The sequence below is a fragment of the Rhizobium sp. BK212 genome, from assembly GCF_014197475.1.
Classification (GTDB): domain Bacteria; phylum Pseudomonadota; class Alphaproteobacteria; order Rhizobiales; family Rhizobiaceae; genus Rhizobium; species Rhizobium anhuiense.
Window position 1 is genome coordinate 810,154 of record NZ_JACIFS010000001.1, and the last position, 15,646, is coordinate 825,799.

Here is a 15,646-nt window from a genome sequence, read left to right on the forward strand (position 1 = left end):
AAGCCAGAACCGGGATGAGGAGACGCGGCCATGCAGCATACGCGCGAAGTTTTCGACTGGGCCGATCCATTCCGGCTGGTGGAGCAACTGACCAGTGAAGAGCGCATGGTGCAGGACACCGCCCACGCCTATGCGCAGGAAAAGCTGGCGCCCCGGGTTCTCGACGCCTTCCGCCATGAAAAGACCGATCCCGAAATCTTCCGCGAAATGGGCGAACTCGGCCTGCTCGGCCCGACGATCTCTCCCGACTACGGCGGCGCCGGCCTCGGTTACGTCGCCTACGGCCTGATCGCCCGCGAGGTCGAACGGGTCGATAGCGGTTACCGCTCGATGATGAGCGTCCAGTCCTCACTCGTGATGGTGCCGATCGAAACCTTCGGGTCGCAGGCGCAGAAGCTGAAATACCTGCCGAAACTCGCCACCGGCGAATGGATCGGCTGCTTCGGCCTGACCGAGCCCGATCACGGCTCCGACCCCGGCTCGATGGCGACGCGCGCCAGAAAGGTCGACGGCGGTTACAGCCTCACCGGCTCGAAGACCTGGATCTCCAACGCGCCGATCGCCGATGTCTTCGTCGTCTGGGCAAAGACCGAGGATGGGCTCATCCGCGGCTTCATCCTCGAAAAGGGCTGGAAAGGGCTTTCGGCGCCCGCCATCCACGGCAAGGTCGGCCTACGCGCGTCGATAACAGGCGAAGTGGTGATGGACAGTGTCTTCGTGCCCGAGGAAAACCTTTTGCCTGGCGTCACCGGCCTCAAGGGACCGTTCACTTGCCTGAACTCGGCCCGCTTCGGCATCGCCTGGGGCGCGCTCGGCGCGGCCGAGGATTGTTATGCGAGAGCACGGCAATATACGCTGGAGCGCAAGCAGTTCAGCCGGCCGCTTGCCGCCAACCAGCTGATCCAGAAGAAGCTCGCCGACATGGCCGCTGAGATCTCGCTCGGCCTTCAGGGCTGCCTGCGGCTCGGCCGCATGAAGGAGGAAGGCCATCCGCCGGTGGAACTGACCTCGATCCTCAAGCGCAACAGCTGCGGCAAGGCGCTGGAGATCGCGCGAGCAGCCCGCGACATGCTCGGCGGCAACGGCATCTCCGACGAATTCGGCATCGCCCGTCATCTCGTCAACCTCGAAGTGGTCAACACCTATGAGGGCACGCACGACATCCACGCACTGATCATCGGCCGGGCAATCACCGGCATCGCCGCCTTTGCGAACTAGGCCGGGAAGGCGAATTGCCACGCGCCTGACAATGTGCAACTTTCCTTAATTGCGGCAAGCGCCGGCAAAAAGGGGGTCATGCATGTTTCTGCTTCTTGCATTGCTGATCGGTGTCATATCGGGCCTTCGCACCATGACCGCACCGGCCGCCGTCGCCTGGGGCGCAGCACTCGGCTGGTTCGACGTGTCGCAGACGCCGCTTGCCTTCATGGGGTACCGATGGACGCCGTGGATCTTCGCGGTTCTCGCCATCGTCGAACTGATCGCCGACCAGCTGCCGTCCACGCCGTCGCGCAAGGTGCCGATGCAGTTCGGCGCCCGCATCGTTTCAGGCGCCTTGGCAGGGGCGACGATCGGCGCCGCCAGCAGCCTGCTCTTCGGCGGGCTGATCGCCGGGGTGATCGGCGCCGTCATCGGCACATATGGCGGCGCTGCCGCCCGTAGCCGGCTTGCCGCCTCGTTTGGCAAGGACCTGCCGGCGGCTCTCATCGAAGACGCCGTCGCCGTCATCGGCGCGGTACTGATCGTGGCGGCCGTGCCATGAAGAGCTTCGACGCCATCGTTATCGGCGCCGGCCAGGCCGGTCCATCGCTTGCCGCCCGCATGGTCGAAAAGGGCATGAAGGTGGCGTTGATCGAGCGCAAATTCCTCGGCGGCACCTGCGTCAATGCCGGCTGCATGCCGACGAAGACGCTGGTCGCCAGCGCCCGCGCCGCCCATGTCGCAAGAACCGGTGCCGCCTATGGCGTCAATATCCCGGGCGAGATCGCCATCGACATGAAGGTGGTCAGGGCTCGCGCCGAAACGGTGACGATGAATGCCCGCAACGGCCTGATCGGCTGGCTCGCCGGCATGGACGGCATGACGGTGGTCTACGGCCACGCCTGTTTCGAAGGCCCGAAGACCGTCAGCGTCAACGGCGACACACTGACGGCACCGCGCATCTTCCTCAACGTCGGGGCGCGGCCGGTCATCCCCGCGCTACCCGGCATCGACGACATCGACTACCTCACCAGCACCTCGATCATCCAGCTCGACACGGTGCCGCGGCATCTCACCATCATCGGCGGCAGTTATATCGGGCTGGAATTCGCGCAGATGTATCGCCGCTTCGGCGCCGAGGTCAGCGTCATCGAGCATGGCCCGAAGCTCGCGTCGCGCGAGGACGAGGATATATCCGACGCGATCGCCGATGTGCTGCGCTCGGAGGGCATCGACATTCATACCGGCGTCAGCGACATCGCCTTCGCCAGGAGCAGCGACGGGATAACGGTCGCCACCGATTCAGCGAGGATCGATGCGAGCCATGTGCTGATCGCCACCGGCCGTAAGCCGAATACCGACGATCTCGGCCTCGATGCCGCCGGCGTCATTACCGATCAACGCGGTTTCATCACCGTCGACGACAGGCTCGCCACCAATGTCGAGGGCATCTGGGCGCTCGGCGATTGCAACGGCCACGGCGCCTTCACCCACACCTCCTACAATGATTTCGAGATTGCCGCCGCCAACCTGCTCGATGGCGACGACCGCAAGCTCTCGAGCCGCATCCCGGCCTATGCGCTCTACATCGACCCGCCGCTCGGCCGCGTCGGCATGACGGAAAAACAGGCGCGCGCTTCCGGACGCAAGATCATGGTCTCGACCCGGCCGATGAGCCGAGTCGGCCGCGCCAATGAACGCGGCGAGACCAAGGGTTTCATGAAGGTGGTTGCCGATGCCGAGACAAAGGAAATCCTCGGCGCGGCGATCCTCGGCATCGAGGGCGACGAGGTGATCCACGGCCTCATCGATGCGATGAATGCGGGAACGACCTATCCCGCATTGCAATGGTCGGTGCCGATCCATCCGACGGTGTCGGAGCTGATCCCGACCCTGCTTGGGGATTTGAAGCCGGTTTAGCGGTAGAAACCCAGGGGCAAGGACGGCTGGAGGCGGACTGCGTGTCTATCGAACTGCTGATCGAGAATTACGGTCTGCTGGCCATCTTCCTGGGCGCCGCCTTCGAAGGCGAAACAGCCGCGTTTCTCGGAGGCGTGATTTCCCATCGCGGGCTGCTGACTTATGGGGCGGCGTCGCTTGCGGCAACGGCGGGCTCCTTCGCCGGCGATCAACTATGGTTCTTCGTCGGTCGTTACGCCGCGCAATGGGGCTTTGTCCGCCGGCTGATGGAAAAGCCGGCCCTGGCGCGCGCAACCGGGCTTCTGGAAAGATATCCCACCGGCTTCATCTTTGCGTTTCGTTTTCTGGTGGGGTTGCGGACAATCAGTCCGATCGTCATCGGCACGACGCGGATTCCGACCGGAAAATTCGTCGTCATGAATGCCGCAGCCGCGTTGGTGTGGGGGCAGCTGTTCACGGGGCTCGGTTATCTCTTCGGGCATGGCGTCCAACAGACATTGGGCCACCTTCCGCTTCACCGCCACCTGCTGATCGCAGTCGGAGCCGCGGCTGTCGTCGCAGCCGCGGCGCTTGCCTTTCGCAAGATGAAACTGAGTGCCAGGCACTCATAGGAGCAGACTGGGGAGCAGACTGGCTCTATTCCATCACGATCTGCAGCTTCACATCGCTTGGCCGCGCCTCGACGGCGCGATCGAACGCCTTGATCGAATCTTCGAATTTGAAGGTCTCTGATATCAGCGGCTTCAGGTCGACGCGGCCCGAGCCAAGCAGCGCGATCGACCGCTCATACTGATGCGCGTAGCGGAACACCGTCTCGATGCGGATTTCCTTGGTGGATGCAGTCGAGACGTCGAAGCCGATCGGGTTGACCGGCAGGCCGACGACGACGATGACGCCGCCCGGGCGCGGCAGCGCCATGATCGTCTCCCAGGCCTTCGGCGAACCGGAGCATTCGAAGACGACATCGGCGCCCCAGCCGTCGGTCAACCGGCCGACCTCTTCGCTCAGGTTCTGCTCGCGGATATTGACCGGAATGACGCCCTGGTATTGCGCGGCGATATCGAGCTTCGGCTGGGCGAGATCGGCAACGATCGCCCGGGCACAGCCGCCGGCAAGCGCGGCGATCGCCACCATCGTGCCGATCGGTCCGGCCCCGAGAACGACGGCAGTATCACCAGGCGTTATCTTCGCCTTGGCTGCCGCCTGCATGCCGACGGCGAAGGGCTCGACCATGGCGCCTTCGGCAAAGCTGACATTGTCGGGCAGCTTGAAGGTGTAATTGGCGGGATGCACGACCTCCGGCGTCAGCACGCCGTGGATCGGCGGGGTCGCCCAGAAGGTCACGGCCGGGTCGATATTGTACAGGCCGAGCCGGCTTGCCTTGGAATTCGGATCGGGAATGCCGGGCTCCATGCAGACGCGGTCGCCGACTTTCAGATGCCTCACGCCGGCACCGACCTCGACCACCGTGCCCGCCGCTTCATGGCCGAGCACCATCGGCGCGTTGACGATAAAAGGACCGATCTTGCCGTGCGTATAATAATGCACGTCCGAACCGCAGACACCAACGGTGTGGATCCGGATCTTCACCTCGCCGGGGCCGGTTTCGAGCGGTAGATCGATATCGCGAAGCGCAAGCTCATGCTGGCGCTCGAGGACAAGCGCGCGGACTTTGGTCATCGTCGGTTTCCTTCCCTAGTGGCTTGCCCATGACTCCATCGGGCAGCGTCGAAGCTGACTATAAGGCCCGAAGCCGTCCCAATTCAACCGGATTGCGAAGGCTTTTGCTCAACAAATGAAAAAATGCTCACAGCAAAGATCCAGGGCCGAGGATCGGCTCGCCCGCTGGTCCGATGGCGGTCGGCCTCGCAAGGGCATTTATAAGATTTTTATATTGACGGTCCGTCGCCCGTCTCGAACCTTTATGCCGTTCGGCTCCATATTGATGTCCGAGAGATCGAAAAGATCATCTCCACGCCAGAAAGCATGAAAGGCGACGTCCCTGGATCCGGCCTGAATCCGGATAGCGCCCTTTGTCTTGTCTGACTCCAAGAAGAACAACAGGAGTCACGATCATGATGGATATCATTCTACTCGCCACGGCGATCATATTCTTCGCGCTGTGCTTTGCCTATACCAGAGCCTGCGACAGGCTTTGACAGGAGAAACGACGATGATCCTCGATTATGTCTTGAGCGGTGCCGTAACCGTGTTTCTCACCGTTTACCTCACCTACGCTCTCCTTCGCCCAGAACGCTTTTGAAGAGAACCGGCGCTTCTCGGTCGCGCATGCGCGCCCTCAGATGCAGCCGGGTATTGAAAGTTTACCCCATGAACCTCAACGGATGGCTTCAGATCCTGCTTTACTGCGGGATCGTTCTTGTGCTCGTCAAACCGCTCGGCGGCTATATGACGCGTGTCTTCAACGGCGAGCGCACCCTCCTCTCACCCGTGCTCGTTCCGATCGAACGGGGACTTTACCGCATTGCCGGCACTCGCGAAGGCGAGGAGCAGCATTGGACCTCCTATGCCTTCGCCATGCTGATGTTCAACCTTCTGGGCGTCATCGTGCTTTACGCGCTGCAACGCCTGCAAGCCGGCCTTCCCTATAATCCGGCCGGCATGGCAGCCGTCCCGCCGGAGCTTTCCTTCAACACCGCCGTCAGCTTCGTCAGCAACACCAACTGGCAGAATTACGGCGGCGAAAGCACCATGTCCTATCTGACGCAGATGGCCGGCTTCACCGTCCAGAACTTCGTCTCCGCGGCGACCGGCATTGCCATCGCCCTTGCCTTCATCCGCGCCTTCTCGCGCGCCTCGGGCAAGGCCATCGGCAATTTCTGGGTCGATATGACGAGGGCCACCTTCTATGTGCTGTTGCCGATCTGCATCGTGCTGACGCTGGTCTATGTCTATCTCGGCGTGCCGCAGACGCTTGGCCCCTACGTCAATGCGACGACGCTTGAGGGCGCGCAGCAGACGATCGCCGTCGGCCCCGTCGCCTCGCAGCTTGCCATCAAGATGCTCGGCACCAATGGCGGCGGCTTCTTCAACGCCAATTCGGCCCATCCGTTCGAAAACCCCGATGCGATCTCCAACCTCATCCAGATGGTGTCGATCTTCGCGATCGGCGCGGCTTTGACCAACGTCTTCGGCCGCATGGTCGGCAATCAGCGCCAGGGCTGGGCGATCCTCGCCACGATGGGCGTCCTGTTCGTCGCCGGCGTCATCGTCACCTATTGGGCGGAAGCCGCCGGCAATCCGCTGATGCATGCCTTTGGCCTTGGCGGCGGCAATATGGAAGGCAAGGAAGTCCGCTTCGGCATCGCCCTATCCTCGCTGTTTGCGGTCATCACAACGGCCGCCTCCTGCGGCGCGGTCAACGCCATGCACGGCAGCTTCACCGCCCTTGGCGGCCTCATCCCGCTGATCAACATGCAGCTCGGCGAAGTCATTGTCGGCGGCGTCGGTGCCGGTTTTTACGGCATTCTGCTCTTCATCATCGTCGCCGTCTTCGTCGCCGGCCTGATGGTCGGCCGCACCCCGGAATATCTCGGCAAGAAGATCGAGGCGAAGGAAATGAAGATGGCCGTTCTCGCCATCCTCTGCCTGCCGCTCGCCATGCTGGTCTTCACCGCGATCGCAAGCGTCCTTCCGAGCGCAGTGGCATCGGTCGGGACTTCCGGTCCGCACGGCTTCTCCGAAATCCTCTATGCCTATACGTCGGCTGCGGCCAACAACGGCTCGGCTTTCGGCGGCCTGACCGGCAATACGCCCTGGTACAACATCACCCTTGGCCTCGGCATGCTGATGGGCCGCTTCCTGGTCATCATCCCGGCTCTTGCCATTGCCGGTTCGCTGATCGCCAAGAAGTCGGTTCCGGCCTCGGCGGGCACCTTCCCCACGGATGGTCCGCTCTTTGTCGGCCTGCTCGTCGGCACGATCCTGATCGTCGGCGGCCTGACCTTCTTCCCGGCCTTGGCCCTTGGCCCCATCGTCGAGCACCTGGTCATGATCGCCGGTCAGACCTTCTGAGGTGATGCCATGATCCTCCGTCACAGGCTTCGCAATGCCTTCCACCCACGTCCCGGTGCGCCGGGACGTGGGAATGGCCCGGGGCCCCAGGCCTCCGACATCATCCTGGTGATGATGGCAGGCCTCCTCGTCATCGCCGCCATCTTCAAAATCCTACAGGGCTGACCGGCTTCCGGTTCGCCATCCTCGTTTCAAAGCTGGAGTCTCTTATGAGCCAGGCAAAATCCGCGAGCATCATGGATTCTCGCATCCTCATTCCGGCGGTGAGCGCCGCTTTCAAAAAGCTCAACCCCCGGGCGCTTGCCAGAAATCCGGTCATGTTTGTCGTCGCCACGGTTTCGGTGCTGACCACCGTGCTTTTCCTGCGCGATCTTGTGGCCGGCAACGGCAATCTCGGCTTCTCGTTCCAGATCAATCTCTGGCTCTGGTTCACCGTGCTGTTTGCCAATTTCGCCGAAGCCGTCGCCGAAGGCCGCGGCAAGGCGCAGGCGGATTCGCTGCGCAAGGCGCGCACCGAAACCCAGGCCAAGCTGCTGACCGCCAATAATGGCAGCGGCTACCGCATGGTGCCGGGCACCAGCCTCAAGGTCGGCGACGTCGTGCTCGTCGAGGCCGGCGACATCATCCCGTCGGACGGCGAGGTTATCGAAGGCGTGGCCTCCGTCAACGAAGCGGCGATAACAGGCGAATCCGCCCCGGTTATTCGCGAATCGGGCGGCGATCGCTCGGCGGTCACAGGCGGTACGCAGGTGCTGTCCGATTGGATCCGCGTGCGCATCACCGCCGCGGCCGGTTCGACCTTCCTCGACCGGATGATCGCCCTGGTCGAAGGTGCCGAGCGTCAGAAGACCCCGAACGAGATCGCGCTCAACATCCTGCTCGCCGGCATGACGCTGATCTTCGTGCTTGCGACGGCGACGATCCCGAGCTTTGCCATCTATGCCGGCGGCTCGATCCCGATCATCGTGCTGGTCGCCCTCTTCGTGACGCTGATCCCGACGACGATCGGCGCACTGTTGTCGGCGATCGGCATCGCCGGCATGGACCGCCTCGTCCGTTTCAACGTGCTCGCCATGTCTGGCCGTGCCGTCGAAGCCGCCGGCGACGTCGACACGCTGCTGCTCGACAAGACCGGCACGATCACGCTCGGCAATCGCCAGGCGACGACCTTCCGCCCGGTTCGCGGCGTTTCCGAACAGGATCTCGCCGATGCCGCCCAGCTCGCCTCGCTTGCCGACGAAACGCCGGAAGGCCGCTCCATCGTCGTGCTCGCCAAGGAAAAATACGCGATCCGCGGCCGCGACATGGCAAGCCTGAAGGCCACCTTCGTACCCTTCACCGCCCAGACCAGGATGAGCGGCGTCGATCTCGAAGGCTCTTCGATCCGCAAGGGCGCCGTCGATGCCCTGCTCGCCTATGTCAACGGCGACGCACCTTCGAAGAACGGCAGCGAAGTCATGCGCGAATTGCAATCGATATCAGACGAGGTCGCCAAATCAGGCGGCACGCCGCTGGCAGTCGCCCGCGACGGCCGGCTGCTCGGCGTCATCCAGCTGAAGGATATCGTCAAGGGCGGCATCCGCGAGCGCTTCACGGAACTCCGCCGCATGGGCATCCGCACCGTGATGATCACCGGCGACAACCCGCTGACGGCAGCCGCCATCGCCGCCGAAGCCGGTGTCGACGACTTCCTTGCCCAGGCAACGCCCGAGATGAAGCTGGCGCTGATGCGCGAGGAACAGTCGAAGGGCAAGCTCGTCGCCATGTGCGGCGACGGCACCAACGATGCGCCGGCCCTTGCCCAGGCCGACGTCGGCGTCGCCATGAACACCGGCACGGTTGCCGCCCGCGAGGCCGGCAACATGGTCGATCTCGACTCGGACCCGACGAAGCTCATCGAGATCGTCGAGATCGGCAAACAGCTGCTGATGACGCGCGGCGCGCTGACGACGTTTTCGATCGCCAACGACATCGCCAAGTACTTCGCCATCATCCCGGCGATGTTCCTGACCTTCTACCCGCAGCTCGGCATCCTGAACGTCATGGGACTTTCGACGCCGCAAAGCGCCATCCTCTCGGCGATCATCTTCAATGCGCTGATCATCATTGCCTTGATCCCGCTGTCGCTGAAGGGTGTTCGCTACCGTCCGATCGGCGCCGGCGCGCTGCTGTCGCGCAACCTGCTGATCTACGGCCTCGGCGGCATCATCGTCCCCTTCATCGGCATCAAGGCGATCGACATGGCCGTCGCAGCCCTCGGCCTGGCCTAACAAAATTGGCCTGAAACACTCCAAGGAGTCAGAACAATGTTGAAAGAACTTCGTCCGGCGGTCGTCATGATTGTCGCCACCACCGCCATAACAGGCCTTCTCTATCCGCTCGCCATGACCGGCGCCGCCCAGGCCCTCTTCCCAACCCAGGCAAACGGCAGCCTGGTCGAGAAGAACGGCCAGGTGATCGGCTCGACGCTGATCGGCCAGGCCTTCACCAGCGACAAGTATTTCCACGGTCGCCCGTCGGCCGCCGGCGACGGCTACAATGCCGCCGCCTCCAGCGGCTCGAACCTCGGCCCGACCAGCCAGAAGCTGATCGACCGCGTCAAGAGCGATTATGAGGCCGCCAAGGCGGCAAACCCGAGCGCGGCGGTACCGGCCGACCTCGTCACCGCTTCGGGCAGCGGCCTCGATCCCCATATTTCGCCGGAGGCCGCCTATTTCCAGGTGCCGCGCGTCGCCAAAGCGCGAAGCCTGGATGAGGCCAGGGTCAAGGCGTTGATCGATGGCGCCGTTCAAGGCCGCGAGCTCGGCCTTCTCGGCGAACCCACTGTCAATGTTCTGGCGTTGAACCAGAGCCTTGATGCTTCTATGACTGAGTGAGGGTTGGCAGGTTCAGTGCCGGTTTGGCAACAAGGCCAACCCCATCCTCCGTCATCCTCGGGCTCGACCCGAGGATCCATGCCGCAGCTAACGGTGGATGCGGCTGTGGATGCTCGGCTCAAGACCGAGCATGACGGAGGATGGGGCGGGCGTAACGCACCACTTACGGCGCAGACATTTGTGTCAGGAATGCCATCCGCCAGCTGAGCCAAACCATGCCGGCACCTCGGCTAAACTGAGTTGACGAGGGATACGTAGACGTAACGCATTCTCGGTGGCCATCTGCAGAAAGACCGAACTACATGCTAGACGACAATCGCGACCAGGCCGGCAGGCCCTCGCCCGATGCGCTTCTCGAAAAAGCCAGGGCGGAGTCGCGTGGCCGTCTGAAGATTTTTCTGGGTGCCGCGCCCGGCGTCGGCAAGACTTACGAGATGCTGATCTCCGGCCGGGCCAAGATCGCCGACGGTCTCGATGTCGTCATCGGCGTCGTCGAGACCCACGGTCGCAAGGAGACCGAAGCGCTCGTCGCCGGTTTCGAGATCATTCCCCGCGTCGAAATCAGCTACAAGGGCCGGCCGCTCGAGGAAATGGATCTCGACGGTATCCTCGCCCGCCGGCCTGATCTCGTGCTGGTCGACGAACTCGCCCATACCAATGCAGAGGGCAGCCGCCATCCGAAGCGTTACCTCGACGTCAAGGAATTGCTCGATCGCGGCATCGACGTCTATACGACGCTGAACATCCAGCATGTCGAGAGCCTGAACGACGTCGTCTCACAGATCACCCGCATCCGCGTGCGCGAGACGGTGCCGGACTCGATCATCGACCTTGCCGACGACGTCGAGATCATTGACCTGACGCCGGATGATCTGATCAAGCGCCTGCAGGACGGCAAGGTTTATGTGCCACGCACCGCCGAGCGGGCGCTGACCAATTATTTCACGCCCGGCAATCTGACGGCGCTCAGGGAACTGGCGCTGCGCAAGACCGCCCAGCGTGTCGACGACCAGTTGCTCACGCACATGCAGGCCCATGCCATATCGGGCCCCTGGGCGGCGGGCGAACGCGTTCTCGTCTCGATCGACCACCATCCGCGCTCCGCCTCGCTGGTGCGCTACGCCGCCCGCATGGCCTCGCGGCTGCGCGCGCCCTGGGCCGCCGTCTATATCGAGACCAACCGCTCGATCAATCTCACCGAGGCCGAGCGCGATACCGTTGCATCCACGCTGCGTCTTGCCGAGCAGCTCGGCGGTGAAGCGATCACCCTTCCCGGCCGCGAGGTGGCCGAAGAACTCGTCCGCCACGCCACCGCCAACAACGTCACCCATATCGTCATCGGCGCCCCGAAGAAGCCGACATGGCGCGACTGGTGGCATCACTCGATCACCGACGAACTGATCCGCAAGACCGGCGAGATCAGCGTCCATGTCATTTCAGGCAATGAGAAGGACGGCACCACCGCGCGCGGCGTCAGGGCGGCCGCCACGGCGCCGGAACTGGATTTCAAGGCCTACCTGCTGGCGACCGGTTATGTCGCCATCGCGCTCGGCGTCAGCGTCGTGCTCGACCAGGTGCTCGACGTGCGCAACCTCGCCCTCGTCTTCCTGATGGCGGTGCTGACCTCCGCCGTCCTCCATGGACTGCGGCCGGCGCTTTACAGCTGCATCCTCAGCGCTCTATCCTTCAACTTCTTCTTTCTGCCGCCGCGCTACACGCTGACGATCAGTGATCCGGAAAGCGTGCTGGCCCTGTTCTTCTTCCTGGGCGTCGCCATCATCGCCAGCAATCTGACCGCCACCGTGCAGCGCCAGGCGGCGTCCGCGCGCCAGCGGGCGCGCACGACGGAGGATCTCTATCTCTTCTCCAAGAAACTCGCCGGCACCGGCACGCTCGACGATGTGCTCTGGGCGACCGCCTTCCAGCTTGCCTCGATGCTGAAGGTCCGCGTCGTGCTGCTGCTGCCGGAAGACGGCACGATCGCCGTCAAGGCCGGTTATCCGCCCGACGACACGCTCGACGATGCCGACATCGCCGCCGCCCGCTGGGCCTGGGAGCACAATCACGCTGCCGGCCGCGGCGCCGATACCCTGCCCGGCGCCAAACGCCTCTACGTGCCGCTCCGAACCGGGCGCGCCGCCGTCGGCGTCATCGGCCTCGACAGCGACCGCCGCGACGGTCCGCTGCTGACGCCGGAGCAGCAGCGGCTGCTCGATGCGCTGGCCGACCAGGCAGCCCTTGCCATCGAACGCGTCCAGCTCGTCGCCGATGTCGACCGGGCAAGACTTGCGGCCGAAGCCGACCGGCTGCGCTCGGCTCTGCTGACCTCGATCTCGCACGATCTGAAGACACCGCTTGCCGCCATCCTCGGCGCCGCCGGCACGCTGCGCGACTATTTCGACTCGATGCCGGTGGAGGACCGCAGCGACCTGCTGTCGACCGTCGTCGACGAATCCGAGCGCCTCAACCGCTTCATCGCCAACCTGCTCGACATGACCAAGATCGAATCCGGCGCGATGGAGCCGAACCATGCGCTGCATTATGCCGGCGATATCATCGGCAGCGCGCTGCGCCGTGCCGCCAAGATCCTCGACGGCCACAAGACCGAGATGAGCATTCCCGCCAACCTCCCGATGGTGCGCGTCGATCCCGTCCTGTTCGAGCAGGTGATCTTCAACCTGCTCGACAATGCCGCGAAATACGCGCCCGAGGGATCGGTGATCCATATCGAGGGCTGGGCCGATGCCGACAACGTCGTCATCCAGGTTTCGGACGAGGGCCCGGGCATCCCGCCGGCCGATCTCACCCGAGTCTTCGATACCTTCTACCGCGTGCGCAAGGGCGATCAGGTGCGCGCCGGCACCGGGCTTGGCCTTTCCATCTGCCGCGGCTTCATCGAGGCGATGGGCGGCACGATCACCGCCGGCAACCGGACGGGCCGTCCGGGCGCCGTCTTCACCATCCGCCTGCCGAAACCCAACGACATTCCGAAACTGGACGAACTCAGATGACCGGTTCAGCCGTCAAAATCCTCGTCGTCGACGACGAGCCTCCGATCCGCAAGCTGCTCCGCGTCGGCCTGACCGCGCAGGGTTACGAGGTGCACGAAGCCCCGAACGCCAGCGCCGCCCGGCAGTCGGTCGCCGACGACATGCCCGACCTTATCGTGCTCGACCTCGGCCTGCCCGACAAATCAGGCCACGACCTCTTACAGGACTGGCGCGACGAAGGGCTTTCCATGCCCGTCGTGATCCTGTCCAGCCGCACCGACGAGGCCGGCATCGTCAAGGCGCTGGAAAGCGGCGCCGACGATTACGTCACCAAGCCCTTCGGCATCAACGAGCTCGGCGCCCGCATCCGCGTGGCGTTGCGCCATCGCCTGCAGCAGCAGGGCGAAAAGGCGATCTTCCAGACCGGCGGCCTGTCGATCGATCTCGTCAAGCGCATCGTCAAGGTCGACGGCAACGAAATAAAATTGTCGCCGAAGGAATACGACATCCTGCGCGTGCTCGCCCAGCACGCCGGCAAGGTGCTGACACACCAGTTTCTTCTGAAGCAGGTATGGGGGCCGGCGGCGGATGTGCAGTATCTGCGCGTCTACGTCCGGCAGCTGCGGCAAAAGGTCGAGCAGATTCCCGACCAGCCGCACTATATCACCACCGAGACCGGCGTCGGCTACCGGCTCAGGGAACCGGATTGACCTCCCCTGCCTCCCGCTGCCCGAACAGTATTGAGCCGAACAGCATTGAGAATGACATGAATCTTCCCAACATCATCCGGCCGGAACACACCTTCATCGGCGTGTCGGCGCCGACCAAATGGCGCGCGCTGCAGACCATTGCGGACAAGGCGGCCAAGGCTTTTTCCGTCGACGGCCAGACCATCCTGAAGGCGCTCGAAGCGCGTGAAAAGCTCGGCTCCACCGGCATCGGCAACGGCATCGCCATTCCCCATGCGGCAATCGACGGCATGACCAGCCCGCGCGGCCTTCTCCTCCGCTTCGCCCAGCCGCTGGATTTCGAAGCGATCGACGATATTGCGACGGACATCGCCGTCGTGCTGCTCTTCGGGGAAAACAATCGCGGCGAATATCTGAACGTGCTGTCCGCCATCGCCAGGCGGCTGCAATCGGACGGCGTGCTTGCCGCCATGCGCAAGGCAAGAACGGTCGACGAATTCTATTCCGATTTCATCGCCGATTCCCGGGTGTGAAAAAGGCGCGACCTTCGGGCCGCGCCCCATTTGTCTGCAATCAGACGATCTTAGAAATCGCGCTGGAAGCGCAGGAAGCCGAACACTTCGTCGTCGCCTTCGTCCTCATCGTGATATTGCACGCTGAGCTTCGAACGCAGGTCTTCGACGATCTGATAGTCGATCGTGACACCTGTGGTGTAGGCGCTGCCGCCGGTGAAGCCATTGCCGTCAGCTTCGAGAGCGATGTTTTCGAAGTACTGGAAGCCGGGGGTGACCGACCACTTGTCGTTGATCTTCAGGGCGTATTCTGCTGCGATCGTCCATTCGGACTCTTCGTAGTAGTAGTTGGCGCCGCTCGCCCATACGCCGGCAATGCCGAGCGTGCCAGGGCCGATATCGGCATAGACGATGCCGCGGACAGCGACTTCGCTGGTGTCGGTGTCATAACCGGCAAGCAGGTAGGCGCTGATGGCGCCGGCCTTGTAGGAGACCTGGCCTGCGACACCGAAGTTGTTCGGGCCTTCGCCCGGCTTGGTGGCGTAGTCGTCTTCCAGCTCGTCGACCGAAATGCCGGCCGCGAAAGCGCCGGACTCATACTGATAACGGATCGAGTTATGGGTCGTCTCGTTGCTGGCGAGCGTATCGGTCTCGCCGCTCATGTCGTCATCCCACCAGCTGTACAGCTTACCGACGCGGAAGCCGGCGATGTCGAGATAGCCTTCGTCAAGCAAGGCTTCCTGGTCGGAGGCATTGTCGACATTGTAACGCAGGGTGATGACGCCGGTGAGCGTACCGTACTCGGTGTCGTTCTTGGCCTGGAAGGTGACCTGACCGCGAGTCCAGAAGTTTACGTCGGAATCGCCGGCTATGTCGTCACCGAAACGCACTTCGGTACGGATGTAACCGCCGATCGAAAGGCATGTTTCCGTCCCCGGAATATAAAAATAGCCGGTCCCGTAGGCGTCGCAAACGCGAACATATTCCACGGGCTCGGGTTCCGCCGCCACGATGGCGTCGGCTGCGCGGGCTCCGGAGGCCGCGGCAAGGGCGGCAACGGAGGCAAAAAGCATAGTTCTGATATTCATTTTGAATGGCCCTAACAGGTTTGGAATGCGAGGCGCACTTCAAGGGTTGCCCCCGCGTAGCGGCCGGTGAATACGACCGCACGGAGGCCATATAGGAATCCGCAAGTGTCATCGCGGCAAAATCCAGGCAAAAATCTGCCGGACCATGTCGTTTTCGTGGAGGAACTGTGGCGAAAAAAACACGGTCCTGCCGCACGGCCGTAGCTGACCCCATTGGCCGCGGCCAACTTCGGCACGTCCATTTCCAAATTGCCCCTTAAATGGAATGACATTCTAACGGCAGTGCCGGAACCGGAAGAACCTTCGTTTCATTATACGACTGACTTGATAGTGTTT

Annotated in this window: 13 protein-coding genes; 11 read left to right on the forward strand and 2 right to left on the reverse strand. The window is 63.1% G+C overall.

The window, feature by feature from the left end:
* Positions 1–30 precede the first annotated feature (30 nt).
* From FHT79_RS03875 to FHT79_RS03890, 4 genes are all read left to right on the forward strand, one after another.
* The gene (locus FHT79_RS03875) at positions 31–1,218 is read left to right on the forward strand and encodes an acyl-CoA dehydrogenase (protein WP_063476028.1); all 1,188 of its coding nucleotides are present in this window, start codon (positions 31–33) and stop codon (positions 1,216–1,218) included.
* Positions 1,219–1,300: 82 nt separating this feature from the next.
* The gene (locus FHT79_RS03880; protein WP_183902977.1) at positions 1,301–1,762 is read left to right on the forward strand and encodes a DUF4126 family protein; all 462 of its coding nucleotides are present in this window, start codon (positions 1,301–1,303) and stop codon (positions 1,760–1,762) included.
* Positions 1,759–3,120 carry an FAD-containing oxidoreductase gene (locus FHT79_RS03885; RefSeq protein WP_028755702.1) on the forward strand — a complete coding sequence of 454 codons (1,362 nt, stop codon included), beginning with the start codon at positions 1,759–1,761 and terminating at the stop codon, positions 3,118–3,120. The genes FHT79_RS03880 and FHT79_RS03885 overlap by 4 nt, the downstream gene beginning before the upstream one ends.
* Positions 3,121–3,161: 41 nt before the next feature.
* Entirely contained in the window at positions 3,162–3,731 is a 570-nt protein-coding gene (locus tag FHT79_RS03890; RefSeq protein WP_028755701.1) for a DedA family protein, read from the forward strand.
* 25 nt (positions 3,732–3,756) lie between these two features.
* On the opposite strand, the gene FHT79_RS03895 is transcribed toward FHT79_RS03890, so the two are convergent.
* Positions 3,757–4,800 (reverse strand): NAD(P)-dependent alcohol dehydrogenase, encoded by a 1,044-nt coding sequence (locus FHT79_RS03895; protein WP_097543456.1) that lies wholly within the window; start codon positions 4,798–4,800, stop codon positions 3,757–3,759.
* Positions 4,801–5,293: 493 nt separating this feature from the next.
* Here FHT79_RS03895 and FHT79_RS03900 point away from each other — a divergent pair, with 493 nt between their 5' ends.
* The 7 genes from FHT79_RS03900 to FHT79_RS03930 all read left to right on the forward strand — a co-directional run bounded on the left by FHT79_RS03900 (position 5,294) and on the right by FHT79_RS03930 (position 14,243).
* Positions 5,294–5,383, forward strand: a complete 90-nt coding sequence (locus tag FHT79_RS03900; RefSeq protein ID WP_082008793.1) for a K(+)-transporting ATPase subunit F — start codon at positions 5,294–5,296, stop codon at positions 5,381–5,383.
* A gap of 68 nt (positions 5,384–5,451) precedes the next feature.
* Positions 5,452–7,155, forward strand: coding sequence for a potassium-transporting ATPase subunit KdpA (gene kdpA, locus FHT79_RS03905; protein WP_183902978.1), 1,704 nt, complete (start codon positions 5,452–5,454; stop codon positions 7,153–7,155).
* A 209-nt stretch (positions 7,156–7,364) separates the two neighbouring features.
* Positions 7,365–9,425 carry a potassium-transporting ATPase subunit KdpB gene (gene kdpB / locus FHT79_RS03910; protein WP_028755698.1) on the forward strand — a complete coding sequence of 687 codons (2,061 nt, stop codon included), beginning with the start codon at positions 7,365–7,367 and terminating at the stop codon, positions 9,423–9,425.
* A 36-nt stretch (positions 9,426–9,461) separates the two neighbouring features.
* Complete coding sequence (gene kdpC / locus FHT79_RS03915) at positions 9,462–10,031, forward strand: potassium-transporting ATPase subunit KdpC (protein WP_183902979.1); 570 nt, start codon at positions 9,462–9,464, stop codon at positions 10,029–10,031.
* A gap of 302 nt (positions 10,032–10,333) precedes the next feature.
* A complete protein-coding gene (locus FHT79_RS03920) occupies positions 10,334–13,042 on the forward strand; it encodes a sensor histidine kinase KdpD (RefSeq protein ID WP_183902980.1) in 2,709 nt (902 codons plus the stop codon).
* Complete coding sequence (locus FHT79_RS03925; RefSeq protein WP_047612934.1) at positions 13,039–13,731, forward strand: response regulator transcription factor; 693 nt, start codon at positions 13,039–13,041, stop codon at positions 13,729–13,731. The genes FHT79_RS03920 and FHT79_RS03925 overlap by 4 nt, the downstream gene beginning before the upstream one ends.
* Positions 13,732–13,787: 56 nt before the next feature.
* Entirely contained in the window at positions 13,788–14,243 is a 456-nt protein-coding gene (locus FHT79_RS03930; RefSeq protein WP_028756383.1) for a PTS sugar transporter subunit IIA, read from the forward strand.
* Positions 14,244–14,293: 50 nt separating this feature from the next.
* On the opposite strand, the gene FHT79_RS03935 is transcribed toward FHT79_RS03930, so the two are convergent.
* Complete coding sequence (locus tag FHT79_RS03935; RefSeq protein WP_028756382.1) at positions 14,294–15,310, reverse strand: porin; 1,017 nt, start codon at positions 15,308–15,310, stop codon at positions 14,294–14,296.
* Positions 15,311–15,646: the final 336 nt, after the last annotated feature.